The sequence below is a fragment of the Pseudomonas atagonensis genome, from assembly GCF_011369485.1.
Classification (GTDB): Bacteria; Pseudomonadota; Gammaproteobacteria; order Pseudomonadales; family Pseudomonadaceae; genus Aquipseudomonas; species Aquipseudomonas atagonensis.
In genome coordinates this window covers 57,321-72,372 of record NZ_VXCA01000004.1, presented here as the reverse complement: position 1 = coordinate 72,372, position 15,052 = coordinate 57,321, and the positions used below count along the sequence as shown (strand labels likewise).

The window sequence follows — 15,052 nt, the reverse complement described above, 5'->3', positions numbered from 1 at the left end:
TTCAGTGCGCGCGATCCAGCCCCGCGAGCAGCGCGTTGTCGCGGCTGTAAATGTCCGGCGCATACTGCACACGCCCGCTGCTGTCGACTTGCGCCGTCCAGTAAGTCATCAGGATCGGCACCGGCGCGGCGAGGCGAAATTCGTGGGTGGTGCCGGTGGCGAGCAAAGTGTCGGTGCGGGCCTTTTCTGCCGAGGTGAGCAGCAGATCGCGCAACTTCATCGGATGCTCGACCCGCACACAACCTGAGCTGAAGGCCCGTGGCCCCTTGTCGAACAGCGCCTTGCTCGGCGTGTCGTGCAGATACACCGAGAACGGATTGGGGAACCGGATGACCATTTGCCCCAACGGATTGCGCGGCCCCGCGTCCTGACGCAAGAGGATATTGCCGGGGTTGTCCCAGTCGATATCCGCCGCTGCCAACGGCTGCCCGTTGGCATCGAGTACTTGCAGATTCTGGCGGCTGAGGAAGGTCTGATCCTTGCGGATTTCCGGCAGTTTGTCTTCCTTCCAGATCGTCGGCGGCACAGTCCAGGTCGGGTTCAGGGTCAGGCGCGTGACGCGGGACTTGAGCAGCGGGGTCTGGCGCTCGGCACGCCCGACCTGAGTGCGGGTCTGCCACACCGGCACACCGCCCTGATACAGGGTCAGTTCGGCGGCGGCGACGTTGACCAGCAAACCGTCCGGTTCCATGTCCTGCGCCAGCCAGCGGAACCGCTCGAGGTTGACCCGCAGTTGTTCGCGGCGCGTCAGCGGGCTGATGTTGAGTTCGGCAATCGTCCCCGGCCCGACCACGCCGTCAGCCTGCAACGAATGGTTGGCCTGGAAGCTTTTCACCGCCTCCACCAACACCCCGTCGTAAGCATCGCCGGGCGTGCCGACCATGTTGTGCAGATAGCCTTCGTTGTACAGACGCCGCGCCAGTTCCGGCACGCGCTTGTCGGCCATGTCCGGGCGCAGCAGCGGGCCGTTACCGACTGACTGCCATTGCGGCAATGCCTGCAACCGTTGCGAGGCGTAGAGGTGACGCAGATTCTGGTACTGCGCCAGACGCGGACGCGCTCGCTCGAACGCGCCGGGAATATCGTGCATGCCCGGCACGGCTATCGCCAGCAGCTCGGCCTGACGATCACGCGGACTGTCGTCGGCGTGCCACAGCGGTTCGAAATGCGATTGCAGCAACCGGCCGTAATGCAGGTCCTGCAGGGCTTGCAGGTAGTAGCGGCTGATCTCGATGTCGGCGCACAACTCGCCGTCCTGCGGCGCACTGATTGCTGCCGGGTAGCGCTTGGGATTGAGGCCATCGTCGGCCAACAACTGCAACTGCCCGTGCAGGGTCTGCAACAGATCGGGTTGGGCGGTCCACACCGGCAGCCAGTCCTGCTGCTGGTAGAACGCCTGCAATTGCTCCAGCGCCGCACCGTTGAGGTTCGCCGCAATCGCCGGGCATGCCTGCGGCAGACCGATCAACACGGCCTGAAACGGGCTCTGCGGCTCAACCGGCAGCTCCACCGGCAAGGTCGGCAACGCCGGCAGCGTTGCTTCGGCAGTCGCGACCAACGGCACAGCGAGCAAGCAAATGCTCAAGTAAGATGCGCATTTTTTGAACAACTGCTTTACTCCAATCCATGGCCGTCTCGATGACGGTCAACCTTACATCAGGTGCGGTGAACAGTCAGGCTCGATCTACCGGGTCTGCCGGGGACGACTGGACGTCAGGAGCCAAAGTGCCAATGAGTTGCCAGTGAGGACACTTTTCACATGTTGACGTTTTTGCGCCGACTTTTAGTGACGGCTGCTGCGCTTGCAGTGACCAGTCAGGTTTTTGCCGCCGGCACCTCTTCGCCGGTTCTTTACACCAGCCTCGCGCACGCCGCGCCGGAACTCAATCCCCAGGCGCTGAAAGGTGCATTGAACGCCATGCAATGCGCGATCAATAACGGCGCGAAGCAGTCCCGCCACCTGGCGATCATCGATTATTCGCAACCATCCACCGCCCGCCGATTGTGGATCTTTGACCTCAACCGGAAAAAACTGGTGCTGCGCGACCTCGTCGCCCACGGCTCCAATTCAGGGGAAAACTTCGCCACGCAGTTTTCCAATCGTGAAGGCAGTTATCAGTCCAGCCTCGGCCTGTTCCGCACGCAGGAAAGCTACCTCGGCACCCATGGCTATTCGTTGCGCATGGACGGCCTCGAGCCCGGTTTCAACGACATGGCCCGTGATCGCGCCATCGTCATTCATGCCGCCTCCTACGTGAACCCGTTGTGGAGCAAGCGTCAGGGTCGCATCGGCCGCAGCCAGGGTTGCCCGGCGGTGCGCCCGCAAGTGGCGAAGCAAGTGATCGACAAGCTCAAGGATGGCCAGTTCATGTTTTCCTGGTACCCGGATCAGCGCTGGCTGAAATCTTCGCCGTACCTGAACTGCCAGCCGCAGCAAGTGGCGAGTATCCTGAGTACCCACGCCAGCTGATCGATCATTGCAAAACCTGTGGGAGCCAACCCGCTCCCACATTGGGTTCTGCCCGGCGCAGCATTTTCGTTTCATTACAGTTTTGTCATTCAGTTGTCGGTTTGCCGTGCGGATCGCTCGGTAGCCTGAAGTTGTTCCGGCGCACTGCCGGCCCACTTCAACCACTGAGTGACCCATCATGAAAACCCTGATCCTCGCCTTCTCTGCCCTCCTCGCCAGCGGTTCGCTGTTCGCCGCTTCGATGCCCGACACGGCGGTCATCCATGACAAAAACGGCTTCTACGTCAATCTGGATGTCGACAAAGTGCTGTCCAGCACCGATATTTCCCAGGCGTGCGGCGTGGTTCCGGCGAAACTCAACTACCTCGACCATCAGGGCCGCGAACATGTGCTGGACTATCAAGTACAGGGTAGCGGTTGCATCAATGACCATTGAGACTGATCGCCGATGAATATTCTGGTTGTCGAAGACGAACCCAAGGCAGGCAACTACCTGCTCAATGGCCTGCAGGAGCTGGGCTACAGCGTGAGCCTGGCCCGCGACGGCGCCGATGGTCTGCACCTGGCGCTGGAGCACAGCTTCGACGTGATCGTGCTGGATGTGATGATGCCGAAAATGGATGGCTGGGAAGTCCTGCGCCGGCTGCGCAAGGAAGCCGACACGCCGGTGCTGTTCCTGACCGCGCGCGATGACATCGCCGACCGTGTCAAAGGCCTCGAGCTGGGCGCCGACGATTACCTGATCAAGCCGTTCTCTTTCGCCGAGCTGGTGGCGCGCCTGCGCACCCTGACCCGACGCGGGCCGATCCATGAAGACGAACAACTGCAAGTCGCCGACCTGCAAATCGACGTGCTCAAGCGCCGCGTGACCCGCGCCGGCGTGCGGATCACCCTGACCAACAAGGAATTCGCCTTGCTGCAACTGTTCGCCAGCCACACCGGGCAAGTGCTGTCGCGCTCGCTGATTGCCTCACGGGTGTGGGACATGAATTTCGACAGCGACACCAATGTCGTCGATGTCGCCGTACGGCGCTTGCGGGCGAAAGTCGATGATCCGTTTCAACTCAAGCTGATTCACAGCGTGCGCGGTATCGGCTACCGCTTCGATACGCAGTCATGAAAATCATCGGCAGCTATTCGCTGACATTGCGCCTGGCGCTGGTCTTCGCCGTGCTCGCCTTCGTTTCGCTGGCCGGTCTTGGCGTGGCGCTTTACAAAGAGCTGGAAGAGCAACTGACCCGTCGTGACGACATTCAACTGGTCAGCCGCATCGATCAGTTGCGCACCATCCTCAACGACAGCAACACGCTGGAGTTGATCAAGCACAAACCGGCGCTGTTCCAGAACATGCTCGGCACCCGCGAAGCGTTGCTGACCATTGGTGCGCCGGGCCAACCGCCGCTGCTGGTGGTCAACCCCGGCAATCTGGCACTGCCGAGCGTGCCCGCAGTGCCGGTGGAGCATGTGATGGCCCTCAATGACGTGCAGCACCTGCCGAGCATCAACGGCGTGCCTTTTTCGGCCGTGGCGGCGAGCATCGACTCCGGCGATCTGGGCAATCTGCAAGTGCTCATCGGTAAGCTGATGAGCGAGCGCACGGCGATGCTCGCCAACTATCGGCTCAGCGTGTACGGCCTCGCGTCACTGGCGGCGATTGTCCTTGCGCTGGTCGGTTGCCTGCTGGTCTATCGCGGTTTATTGCCGTTGCGCCGACTGGCGAAACACGCCCACGGGATCGGCGTCGGCAACCTCAACGAGCGCCTCGCCAGTGCAGGCGCACCGCGAGAATTGCAGCCGATGATCGAAGCGTTCAACGCCATGCTCGATCGCCTCGCCAAGGGTTTTGCGCAGTTGAGCCAGGTGTCCACCGACATGGCTCACGAACTGCGCACGCCAATCAACAACCTGCTCGGCGAAACCCAGGTCGCCCTGCAACAGCCGCGCAGCTTCGACGCCTATCAGCAGTTGCTCGCCTCCAATGTCGAAGAGCTGGAGCGACTGACGCGGATGCTCGACAACATGCTGTTTCTGGCGCGCACCGACCCGGCCAGTGCCTTGAGTCAACGCCAGGAACTGGATGCGGCCGACGAGATGCAACGGATCGCTGATTATTTCGAAGGTCTGGCGGCGGACGTCGGCATGTGCATCGAGGCCCGGGGTCACGGTGTGGTCTGGGCCGAACCGATGCTGCTGCGCCGGGCTTTGGCCAATCTGTGTGCCAACGCGATCAAGTACGGTGCGGCGGACTCGAAGGTGCAAGTTGAAGCGATTGCCGAAGCGGACGGCAGTTATCTGCGAGTGCGCAATCTGGGCACGACGATCCCGGCGGAACACTTGTCGCGATTGTTCGAGCGTTTCTACCGCGTCGATCAATCCCGCGAACGCTCGGCGCAATCCAACGGCCTGGGGCTGTCGATTGTCGCGACCATCATGCAACTGCATCACGGCCGCTATCGGGTCAGCAGCGAGAATGGCCAAACCTGCTTCGAACTTTTTTTCCCTGCCCGTCAGCCACGGGATTGATAACCAGCACAGTTCCCCTGTGGGAGCGGGCTTGCTCGCGAAAGCGGTGTGTCAGTCAGCAGAAACTTTGCCTGTACGGGCCTCTTCGTGAGCAAGCCCACTCCCACAAGTAACCTGTGTTCGGCTGATGATCAGGGCCCCGCCCATCAATGCCGCCGCGACGCCGAAGGTAATGTGCAAACTGCTGGCGACCACCGCAGCGGGCGCCTGAGTCGGATCACCGCTGGCCACGGCAAACACCGCGCCCATCGCCGCCGCACCAGTGATCAGACCCAGGTTGCGCGCCAGCCCGAGCAGTGCGGAGACCACCCCGCGCTGATCCTGACTGACTCCGGCCATCATCCCGGTGTTGTTGGCGGCCTGGAACACGGCATAACTGGCGGTGAGCAAGGCGATCGGCAGGAGGTAACCCGCTAGCCCCGAACTCATCGGCAACAGTGCCAACAATCCGCACGCAACGACCATCCCGAACAACCCGCCGGGCACCATCCGCTGTGCACCAAAGCGATCGACCAGACGCCCCGCCGGCACACCGCCGAACGCTGCCACCAACGGCCCCAGCGACAGCACCGCCCCCACCGAGGCCGTGGCGAGACCCAAGCCGTGGCTGAGATAAAAAGGCCCGACCACCAGCGTGGTCATCATCACGCTCGCCACCAACAGCGTCAGTAACAGGCTGCCGGCAATGCGCGGCTCGGCGAACAGCGACAGGCGAATCAGCGGTGACTTCGCACTCATTTCCACCCAGACAAACGAGACGCCGCCCAGCAGGCTGATTACCAACAACGTCCAGGTAAATGCCTTCAGGGTCATGGCCAACGCATACGCCGCCAGGGTCATCACCAGCAGCAACGTACCGAGGTGATCGAACCCCACCGGTTTGCCGCTCGGCCGATCCGCCGGCACATAGCGATAAACCAGCCAGAGGTTGAGCAGGCCCAGCGGCACATTGATCAGGAAGATTGCCGGCCAACCCGCTTGCGCCAACAGGCCGCCGCCCAGCGCCGGCCCGAGCGTGGTGCCGATGGCCGACACAGTCCCGAGCAACCCCATGGCGCTGCCCGCTCGCGCCTTCGGCACCGCATCGCCGACCAGCGCGACCGTCAAGGCCAGCATCATTGCTGCGCCAAGGCCTTGCAGCGCCCGTGCGCCGATCAACCACCACAGCTGCGGGGCGAGCGCGCAGAGCAATGATGCTGCGGTAAAAACTCCGATGCCGATCAGCAGCAACCGGCGCCGTCCGAACAGATCGCCCAGACGCCCTGCGCTGACAATCAATGTGGTGATCGCCAGCAAGTAGGCGATGACGATCCATTGAACCTGCTGAAAACTCGCGTCGAAGGCCGAGGCCAAACTGGGCAACGCGGCGTTGGCGATACTGGTGTCCAGCGACGGCATCAGCATCGACAACGCCAGACTGACCAACGCCCAGCGTGAAGCAGTAAGTGTAGACATGACGGCTCACTCGCAATGGATATGAGCCTAGCCTGAGCCTCGACATGCCAAGGCGCAAGACGCATGCTTTGCACTCGATACCTGCATGGAACGCCATGTCATGAACACGCCGGATCTGAACTTGCTGATCACCCTCGACGCGTTGCTCAGCGAAGGCAGCGTCGCTCGCGCCGCCGAACGCCTGAACCTCAGCCCGTCAGCGATGAGCCGCGCCCTCGCCCGTTTGCGCGAAACCACGGGCGATCCGTTGCTGGTGCGCGCCGGTCGCGGTTTGGTGGCAACGCCTCGTGCGCTGGACCTGCGTGAACGGGTCGGGCCTCTGGTGCAAGAGGCGCTGGGCATGCTGCGCCCGGTCCACGTGCTCGACCTTGGCCAGTTGCAGCGCACTTTCACCCTGCGTAGCAGTGACGGTTTCGTCGAAACCTTCGCCGCCGCCCTGCTCGCGCGTATCGCCGCAGAAGCTCCCGGCGTGCGTCTGCGTTTTGTGCAGAAAACCGATCAGGACAGCGCACCGTTACGCGACGGCCGGGTCGATCTGGAAACGGGCGTGATAGGCGACACCACCGACGACAGCCTGCACAGCCGCATTCTGTTTCACGACCAATTCATTGGTGTGGTGCGTGCAGGTCACCCACTGAGCACCGGCAAAGTCAGCGCCAAGCGCTTCGCGGCGGGCAGGCATGTGCACGTTTCGCGGCACGGACGGGATATCGGGTTGGTGGACGAAGCCTTGCAGGCGATTGGACTGACGCGCGACATCGTCACCCTGGTGGGCGGGTTTTCGGCGGCATTGGCGCTGGTGCGCGACTCCGATCTGATCGCCACGGTGCCGCAGCGTCATACCGAAAAACTGCGCAGCGATCTGCACAGTTTCACCCTGCCGCTGACGTTGGCGCCGATCAGCGTGTCGATGCTCTGGCATCCGCGCATGGATGCCGATCCGGCGCACCGCTGGTTGCGCGATTGCGTGCGGCAGATCTGCGCCTAACGCGCATCGCCGCCGGCGGGTTTGTAGAAGAGGAACTTGGCCGTCTCGGCGGTCTTGGTGTACTCCTTGGCCCAGCCCGGATGAACATTGCGGTCGTGGAAATACAGGGCGCCGTGAGTGCGATCCTTGAGCTGGCGGTTCAACGCCTTACCGGCGATTTCCTTGGCCAGCGCATACTCGGCATCCTCTTTGACTTGATCCGGCTTACCGTCGCACCACCAGGAAAACTGGCAACTCTTGGTTTCCGAACCTTGTTTGACAACCGCGCAAACGGTGTCGGGAAACCCTTCATGGCCGAGGCGATTCATCACCACACTGGCCACGGCTTCCATTTCCGGGGTGTCCTTGCCCTTGGCTTCCCAATAGATACTGCGCGCCAGACAGGTGATCGGATCGTCCAGTGGTGCAGCGCCTGCCGGGTCTACCGCTTGTACTTCGGTCGAGGTAATCGCTTCGGATTTAGGCGCTGGCGGCGCGTTGGGTTTATCGGCAGCTTTCTCTTCCAGCACCTGGGCTTTTTCTTCAGCCTTTTCCTTGATCGGGGCTTGATCGGTGGCCGATGCCACGCCGGTCAGCAGGGTTAACACAAGACAGCAAAGCAACCCGTTCAATCGCATGTTCGATTCTTCCGGCAGCGCCCGAGGCGGGCAAGGTGTTTCGTGGTTGAGACGCCCGGCTCCCGGGGTCTTCGCAGAGTGTAGACGGCAATTTCGCCGGCAACGTTCCGCAGAAAAAACCACCGCATGAAGAAAAAGACATTGCACCCACCGGGGGCCTTTCGCGCATCATGGGCGCACTCAGCCCAAGGGAGATTTCCATGCGCTTCATGCCATCCGTTTTGCGTCTTGCCGCGTTGTCCGTGGGCGTTGTGCTGGCCATCCCGGCGCTGGCCGGCGATGAGTCGCAATTGATCGAGTCGATCAACAACTACCGCAGCCAGCCGCAGCGTTGCGGGAGCCAGGCGTCGAATGAACTGCCACCGCTGTCGGCTGATCCACGCCTGAGATTACGCGCCAGCGGCGCTGTCGATCTGCAGCAAGCCATGGCCAGTGCCAGTTACCCGATGGTCAATGTGCAGGCAATCACGCTTAACGGCCCGCGTGATGCGACGTCGGCGATGAAGGCGATTCAGGAAAGTTTCTGTCAGGTGGTGCTCGACCCGCAATTCGTCGATATCGGCGTCAGCCGCGACGACCGTGACTGGCGCATTGTGCTGGCTCGGCCGCTGCTGACGGCGAAACTTGGCGATGCGCAAAGTGAGGGGCAGAAGTTGCTGAATGAAATCAACGTCGCTCGCAGCCAGCCGCGTCAGTGTGGTGGTCAGGCTTTCAGCGCTGCCGCACCGCTGGCCTGGAACGCGACACTGGGCACGATTTCCCAGGATCACAGCCGCAACATGGCCAACAACAATTACCTGGATCACAAGGATCGCGACGGCCGCACCCCGGGTGATCGTGCGGAACTGGCCGGTTACAGTGGCCAACTGGTCGGCGAAAACATCGCCGCTGGGCAAGACACGGTGCACAAAGTCGTCGAAGGCTGGCTCGCCAGCCCCGGCCACTGCGCCAACCTGATGAACCCGCAATACAAAGAACTTGGCGCCGCCTACGCCACCGACCCGAAAAGCAGCGCGGGGATCTACTGGACGGCGATGTTCGGTGCCCAATAATTCTTTAGTGACAAACACCACGGGAAATCGTTTGTGGATGGAGGACTTGGGTCTGCTCAGAATCCAGAGTGGGAGTGAGCTTGCTCACGAAGAGGCCTGCACATCCAACATGGATGCGGCCTGACCTGCCGCCTTCGGGAGCAAGCCCCCTTCCCACCGTAAAACAGAGCGGTCAAATCCAGATCGCATCCCATGACGGACAGTCGCCAAGCTTTTCCACCAGCCCTGCCCTCAATGGATTTGCCACTACATATCGAGCCAGCTTCACCAAGTCTTCTTCCCGTCGCAGTGCTCGGTCATGGAAACCTTCCTGCCAGAGGCTTCCGCTTCGACCGGTTGCCAGGTTGACAGATCGAGCACTCAAGGATTTGGCCTGACACATTAATTGGCCAAGCGATCCTTTGTGCAACTGGATCAACTAGTGGAAATGATCAGGCATGACCACCCACGCCAAGGTTTCGGCGAAGCCCTCTTCTTGTGCTTGCCTGAACTGATTCACAACCAACCGGCCGAGCCTGTAATCCATGAAAACCGGTTCTCGCCCAACAGTACTGACGGTTAGAAGATATATCCGGTTTTCTTCACTATGACGGCCAATTCTCAGTCGATGTGATGCAAAACGATCGGGCATTCCATTGCCTTTTTCATGATTAGGTTCAGGGAAAGGCTAGTTCAGCGAGCAAGATGCACTGCCGATGTTTCTTGGCAGAATGTGTCTGCGTTTTAGTACGAAATATGGGAGTGGGCTTGCTCACGAAGAGGCCTGTACATTCAACATGGATGCTGACCGACCTGCCGCCTTCGGGAGCAAGCCCCATCCCACAAGGGGTTTCGCGGTGTACTTGAGAGTTCAGTTTCTTCAGTGGGTTCTCATCCCCGCCGCGTACATGGCCAGTTTCAGCAGGCTCGCGACGACCGCGAGTGACACGACGCTGCCCAACCAGATCAACAACAACCAGCCCAAGCGCTTGTACCAAGGGCTGGATGTGACTTCACGCGAATCAATGGTAGCCATCACCAATCCTCACTTTGCCGCGAAATACGTAGTAGCTCCAGAAGGTGTACATCAGGATTACCGGCAGGATGAACAGAGCGCCGATCAGCGCGAACAGCTGGCTGGATGGCGGTGACGCTGCCGCCCAGATGCTCACCGACGGCGGGATGATGTTCGGCCAAATGCTCAACGCCAGACCGATGTAGCCGAGGAACATCAACACCAGCGTAAACATGAATGGCCAGTGCGTATGACGCTGACGCAGCGTGCGCAGCAGCCCAAACAATGCCAGTAGCGCCAACAGCACCAACCCGGAAAATACCATCAGATGCCCATGGCTCGACCAGCGTAAGGCCAGCTCCGGATGCAGTTGCAGCGTCCATACGCCAATCACCACCACCACCGCCATCAGCAACCACGCCAGCGGACGAGTGAACAGGCGCATCCGCGATTCGATCATGCCTTCGGTCTTGACCAGCAACCAGGTGCTGCCGAGCAGCGCGTAAGCAACCACCAGACCAACGCCGCACACCAGCGGGAACGGCGCCAGCCAATCGAGACCGCCACCGGCAAACTGCCGATCCACCACGGGGATGCCCGACACATACGCGCCGATCACTACACCTTGAGAGAACGTCGCCAGCAGCGATCCACCGATGAACGCCTTGTCCCACCAATGACGTTTTTGCGGCGAAGACTTGAAGCGAAACTCGAACGCCACGCCGCGGAAGATCAGCCCGCAGAGCATCAGGATCAGCGGCAGGTACAGCGCCTCCAGAATCACCCCGTACGCCAGTGGAAACGCGCCATATAGCGCCGCGCCACCGAGCACCAGCCAAGTCTCGTTACCGTCCCAGACCGGTGCGACGGTGTTCATCATCACGTCGCGTTCCTGCTCGTCGGCGATCAGCGGAAACAGAATACCCAGACCCAGATCGAAGCCGTCCATGATCACGTACATCATCACCCCGAAGGCGATGATCACTCCCCAGATCAACGAGAGATCGATACCTTGAATACCCATGACTCAATGCTCCTTCAGGGGGGCGATCGCCGCCGAGATTGGCCGGCGTGGCGTTTGTAATTCATCGCCCGCAGGCGGGTGTTCGTGATGCGGTTGCGGGCCCTTGCGCACCAGTTTCATCATGTAGCCGATGCCCACGGTGAACACCGAGCAATAGATCACCACGAACAGCGCCAGCGAGGTGCTCATCTGCGCCACCGAGTGGTGAGACGCGGCATCGTGGGTGCGCATCAGGCCGTAAACCACCCACGGCTGACGTCCGACTTCCGTGGTGATCCAACCCGCCAGCAAGGCAATCAAGCCGCTAGGCCCCATCAGCAACACCAGACGCTGAAAACCGCGATGGCCGTAGAGCTTGCCGTTACGCCGCAGTGCCAGACCGAGCAAGCCCACCAGAATCATCAACATCCCCAGCCCCGCCATGACCCGGAAGCTCCAGAAAATGACGGTCGAGTTCGGCCGGTCTTCTTTGGGGAAACTCTTCAGTGCCGGGATCTGTTTGTCGAGGCTGTGGGTGAGGATCAGGCTGCCCAGGTACGGGATCTCCAATGCATATCGGGTTTTCTCCGCGTCCATGTCAGGGATACCAAACAGCACCAGCGGCGTCGGGCCGTTGTCGGCGTTTTCCCAGTGGCCTTCGATGGCGGCGATTTTCGCCGGTTGATGCTCCAGCGTATTCAAACCGTGGGCGTCACCGACCACGGCCTGAATCGGCGCAACGATCAGCGCCATCCACAACGCCATGGAAAACATCTTGCGCACGGGCGCCGTGTCGTTGCCGCGCAGCAGATGCCAGGCAGCCGAGGCGCCGACGAAGAACGAAGTGGCGACAAACGCCGCAATTGCCATGTGCGCCAAGCGGAATGGAAACGAGGGGTTGAACACGATCGCCAGCCAGTCCAGCGGCATCACCCGACCGTCGACGATTTCAAAACCCTGCGGCGTCTGCATCCAGCTGTTGGAGGCGAGAATCCAGAACGTCGAAATCAACGTACCGATGGCGACCATCACCGTGGCAAAGAAGTGCAAGCCCCGGCCGACGCGGTTCCAGCCAAACAGCATCACCCCGAGAAAACCGGCCTCGAGGAAGAACGCAGTCAGCACTTCATAGGTCAGCAACGGCCCGGTGATGCTACCGGCAAAATCCGAAAAGCCGCTCCAGTTGGTGCCGAACTGATACGCCATGACCAGCCCCGAGACCACGCCCATGCCGAAGTTGACGGCAAAGATCTTCGACCAGAAGTGATAGAGGTCGCGGTAAGTGTCGTTATGGGCTTTCAGCCACAGGCCTTCGAGTACCGCGAGGAAACTCGCCAGGCCAATGGTGATCGCCGGGAAAATAATGTGGAACGAAACCGTGAACGCAAATTGAATTCGCGCCAGGTCCAGTGCCTCCATGTTGAGCATGATGATGTCCTCATCAAGGCTGAAAAAGCGGCAGCACGAACCCGGGCCACCGCCAGGCGCGAGCGCCTGCAGCCAGTCAAATTGCCAATGTTTTTATGCGCCGCGGGTTACGCCAGCGACGACGGGATCAGGTTGCTGAACTTGGCGGCTTCGAGGCGAATCGCGACGAATTTCGAGGTCGGCGTGTAGGTGCGGTCGCCGTAGCTTTCCAGCGGCACCAAAGGATTGGTCTCCGGGTAGTACGCCGCTGCTTGCCCGGGTGGAATGTCGTAGGCGATCAGGGTGAAACCGCCGACCCGACGCTCACGCGCGTCATCCCACAGCGCCACCAGATCGACCTTCTGTCCCGGCTCGAAACCGAGTCGCTGGATGTCCTGTTCGTTGGCGAAGATCACGTCGCGCATGCCGTAAACCCCGCGATACCGGTCGTCGAGGCCGTACAGCGTGGTGTTGTACTGATCGTGAGAACGCATGGTTTGCAGGATCAGATGTGGCTTGACCGGCAGGTTGCGCACGCCTTCGCTGATCAGGTGTTCCGGCAACACGCACGGGGTGAATTGCGCCTTGCCGGACTCGGTGTTCCAGACTCGATCCGCCGCGTCGTTGCCGAGGTGGAACCCACCGGGTATCAGCAGTTTCTCGTTGAAGTTTTCGAAGCCCGGAATCACGTCGGCAATCAGGTTGCGAATGCGCCCGTAATCGCCCACCACCCACTCCCAGTCGATGGGGTGTTTGCCCAGGGTTGCGGCAGCGATTCCGGCAATGATTGCCGGCTCGGATTTCAAGTGCGCCGACTTCGGTTTCAACTGACCGAATGACAAGTGCACCATGCTGAACGTGTCTTCGACCGTCACGCCTTGCGGGCCTTCGGCCTGAATGTCGATGTCGGTGCGACCCAGGCACGGCAGGATCAGGGCGTCGCGACCGGTGACCAAATGGCTGCGGTTGAGCTTGGTGGCGATGTGCACGGTCAGGTCGAGTTTGCGCATGGCTTCATGAGTGCGCGGGGTGTCCGGCGTCGCTTGCGCGAAGTTGCCGCCCAGGCCGATAAACACCTTGGCTTCGCCACGTTCCATCGCACCGATCGCCATCACCGTGTTGTGTCCGTGCATGCGCGGCACTTTGAAGTTGAAGCGTTCCTCCAGCGCATCCATCAGGGCTTTCGGCGCCAGTTCGTTGATGCCCATGGTGCGGTCGCCCTGCACGTTACTGTGCCCGCGAACAGGCGACAGCCCGGCGCCGGGACGACCGACGTTGCCGCGCAACAGTTGCAGGTTGATGACTTCCTGCAGGGTCGGCACCGAGTGCACGTGTTGGGTCAGGCCCATGGCCCAGCACATGATCACGCTTTTCGCGCGGCCATACATGCGCGCCGCCAGTTCGATGTCGTGCAGCGGTACACCGGATTGCTCGACGATGTGTTCCCAGGACGTCGCATCGACTTCGGCGAGATAGCTGTCGAGCCCAGAGGTGTGCTCGGCAATGAACGCATGGTCGAACACCGCTTCACCACCGCTCGCCTGAGCTTCACGTTCCCATTGCAGGAGGAATTTGACCATGCCGCGAATCATCGCCATGTCGCCGCCCAGGGCCGGGCGGAAGTACGCAGTGTTGGTCGCCTCCCAGCCGTTGCTGAGCATTTCGAGCGGGTTCTGCGGGTTCTGGAAACGCTCCAGACCGCGCTCTTTCAGCGGGTTGATGCACACCACTTGCGCACCACGCTTGACCGCTTCGCGCAGCGGTTCAAGCATGCGCGGGTGATTGGTGCCGGGGTTCTGGCCGATGACAAAAATCGCGTCGGCGTGGTGCAGATCCTCGTAAACCACCGTGCCTTTGCCGACGCCGAGGGTCTCGCCCATGCTCACCGCACTGGCTTCGTGGCACATGTTCGAGCAGTCGGGAAAGTTGTTGGTGCCGAACGCACGAACGAACAACTGATAGAGAAACGCCGCCTCGTTGCTGGCCCGGCCGGAGGTGTAGAACTCGGCCTCGTGGGGTGATTTCAAACCTTTGAGGTGTTCGGCAATCAGCGCGAAAGCATCGTCCCAGCTGATTTCCACGTAGCGGTCGACCCGTGCGTCGTAACGCATCGGGTGGGTCAGGCGGCCCTGATATTCCAGCCAATAGTCGCTCTGTTCAGCCAGGCTCGACACCGTGTACTTGTTGAAAAACGCCGGATCGACCAAGCGCCCGGTCGCCTCCCAGTTCACCGCTTTCGCGCCGTTCTCGCAGAACTTCAGCATGCTCGCACCGGGGGCCTCGCCCCACGCGCAACCCGGGCAGTCGAAGCCGCCGTTCTGGTTGGTCTTGAGCATGGCGCGAATGTTTTTCAGGGCGTTCTCACTGCCCAGCCAGCTCTTGGTCAGGCTGATCACGGCGCCCCAACCGGCAGCGGCACCTTTGTAGGGTTTGTAACGGTCGACTTGTGACATGGGACTTCTCCATGACGATGCACACAGGCATGAACCTGATCGGGTTTAAACAGCGACGGCCTACTTTCAGCGATAAAAAGCGGTCGTTTC

Annotated in this window: 13 protein-coding genes and 1 pseudogene; 6 read left to right on the top strand and 8 right to left on the bottom strand. The window is 61.0% G+C overall.

The annotated features are described in order from the left end of the window. Nucleotide 1 precedes the first annotated feature (1 nt). Nucleotides 2–1,609: a L,D-transpeptidase family protein gene (locus tag F2P67_RS03115; protein ID WP_166217158.1), complete on the bottom strand. Its 1,608-nt coding sequence runs from the start codon at nucleotides 1,607–1,609 to the stop codon at nucleotides 2–4. 150 nt (nucleotides 1,610–1,759) lie between these two features. Between F2P67_RS03115 and F2P67_RS03110 the strand changes: the two genes are divergently transcribed. From F2P67_RS03110 to F2P67_RS03095, 4 genes are all read left to right on the top strand, one after another. After that, a complete protein-coding gene (locus F2P67_RS03110) occupies nucleotides 1,760–2,470 on the top strand; it encodes a murein L,D-transpeptidase catalytic domain family protein (protein ID WP_166217156.1) in 711 nt (236 codons plus the stop codon). A 178-nt stretch (nucleotides 2,471–2,648) separates the two neighbouring features. After that, the gene (locus F2P67_RS03105; protein WP_166217154.1) at nucleotides 2,649–2,906 is read left to right on the top strand and encodes a DUF2790 domain-containing protein; all 258 of its coding nucleotides are present in this window, start codon (nucleotides 2,649–2,651) and stop codon (nucleotides 2,904–2,906) included. A 12-nt stretch (nucleotides 2,907–2,918) separates the two neighbouring features. Further along, nucleotides 2,919–3,590: a heavy metal response regulator transcription factor gene (locus tag F2P67_RS03100; RefSeq protein ID WP_166217152.1), complete on the top strand. Its 672-nt coding sequence runs from the start codon at nucleotides 2,919–2,921 to the stop codon at nucleotides 3,588–3,590. Next, the gene (locus F2P67_RS03095; RefSeq protein WP_166217150.1) at nucleotides 3,587–4,993 is read left to right on the top strand and encodes a heavy metal sensor histidine kinase; all 1,407 of its coding nucleotides are present in this window, start codon (nucleotides 3,587–3,589) and stop codon (nucleotides 4,991–4,993) included. The genes F2P67_RS03100 and F2P67_RS03095 overlap by 4 nt, the downstream gene beginning before the upstream one ends. 51 nt (nucleotides 4,994–5,044) lie before the next feature. Here F2P67_RS03095 and F2P67_RS03090 read toward each other — a convergent pair whose 3' ends face one another. Further along, nucleotides 5,045–6,448 (bottom strand): MFS transporter, encoded by a 1,404-nt coding sequence (locus F2P67_RS03090; RefSeq protein ID WP_166217148.1) that lies wholly within the window; start codon nucleotides 6,446–6,448, stop codon nucleotides 5,045–5,047. A 100-nt stretch (nucleotides 6,449–6,548) separates the two neighbouring features. On the opposite strand from F2P67_RS03090, the gene F2P67_RS03085 reads away from it, so the two are divergent. Next, on the top strand, nucleotides 6,549–7,436 hold the full coding sequence (locus F2P67_RS03085; protein ID WP_166217624.1) for a LysR family transcriptional regulator: 888 nt from the start codon (nucleotides 6,549–6,551) through the stop codon (nucleotides 7,434–7,436). Here F2P67_RS03085 and F2P67_RS03080 read toward each other — a convergent pair. Continuing rightward, nucleotides 7,433–8,053 (bottom strand): cell wall hydrolase, encoded by a 621-nt coding sequence (locus F2P67_RS03080; protein ID WP_166217146.1) that lies wholly within the window; start codon nucleotides 8,051–8,053, stop codon nucleotides 7,433–7,435. The two genes, F2P67_RS03085 and F2P67_RS03080, sit on opposite strands and share 4 nt — an antisense overlap. A gap of 200 nt (nucleotides 8,054–8,253) precedes the next feature. Between F2P67_RS03080 and F2P67_RS03075 the strand changes: the two genes are divergently transcribed. After that, nucleotides 8,254–9,105, top strand: a complete 852-nt coding sequence (locus F2P67_RS03075) for a CAP domain-containing protein (RefSeq protein WP_166217143.1) — start codon at nucleotides 8,254–8,256, stop codon at nucleotides 9,103–9,105. 172 nt (nucleotides 9,106–9,277) lie between these two features. Here F2P67_RS03075 and F2P67_RS27705 read toward each other — a convergent pair. From F2P67_RS27705 to F2P67_RS03055, 5 genes and pseudogenes are all read right to left on the bottom strand, one after another. Continuing rightward, a pseudogene (locus tag F2P67_RS27705) lies at nucleotides 9,278–9,736 on the bottom strand (REP-associated tyrosine transposase). A gap of 228 nt (nucleotides 9,737–9,964) precedes the next feature. After that, entirely contained in the window at nucleotides 9,965–10,120 is a 156-nt protein-coding gene (locus F2P67_RS03070) for a DUF2474 domain-containing protein (protein WP_166217140.1), read from the bottom strand. Beyond that, a complete protein-coding gene (cydB, locus tag F2P67_RS03065) occupies nucleotides 10,107–11,123 on the bottom strand; it encodes a cytochrome d ubiquinol oxidase subunit II (protein ID WP_166217137.1) in 1,017 nt (338 codons plus the stop codon). The genes F2P67_RS03070 and cydB overlap by 14 nt, the downstream gene beginning before the upstream one ends. Nucleotides 11,124–11,126: 3 nt before the next feature. Next, nucleotides 11,127–12,530: a cytochrome ubiquinol oxidase subunit I gene (locus tag F2P67_RS03060; protein WP_166217134.1), complete on the bottom strand. Its 1,404-nt coding sequence runs from the start codon at nucleotides 12,528–12,530 to the stop codon at nucleotides 11,127–11,129. A gap of 107 nt (nucleotides 12,531–12,637) precedes the next feature. Beyond that, nucleotides 12,638–14,962 carry an FdhF/YdeP family oxidoreductase gene (locus F2P67_RS03055; protein ID WP_166217131.1) on the bottom strand — a complete coding sequence of 775 codons (2,325 nt, stop codon included), beginning with the start codon at nucleotides 14,960–14,962 and terminating at the stop codon, nucleotides 12,638–12,640. Nucleotides 14,963–15,052 lie beyond the last annotated feature (90 nt).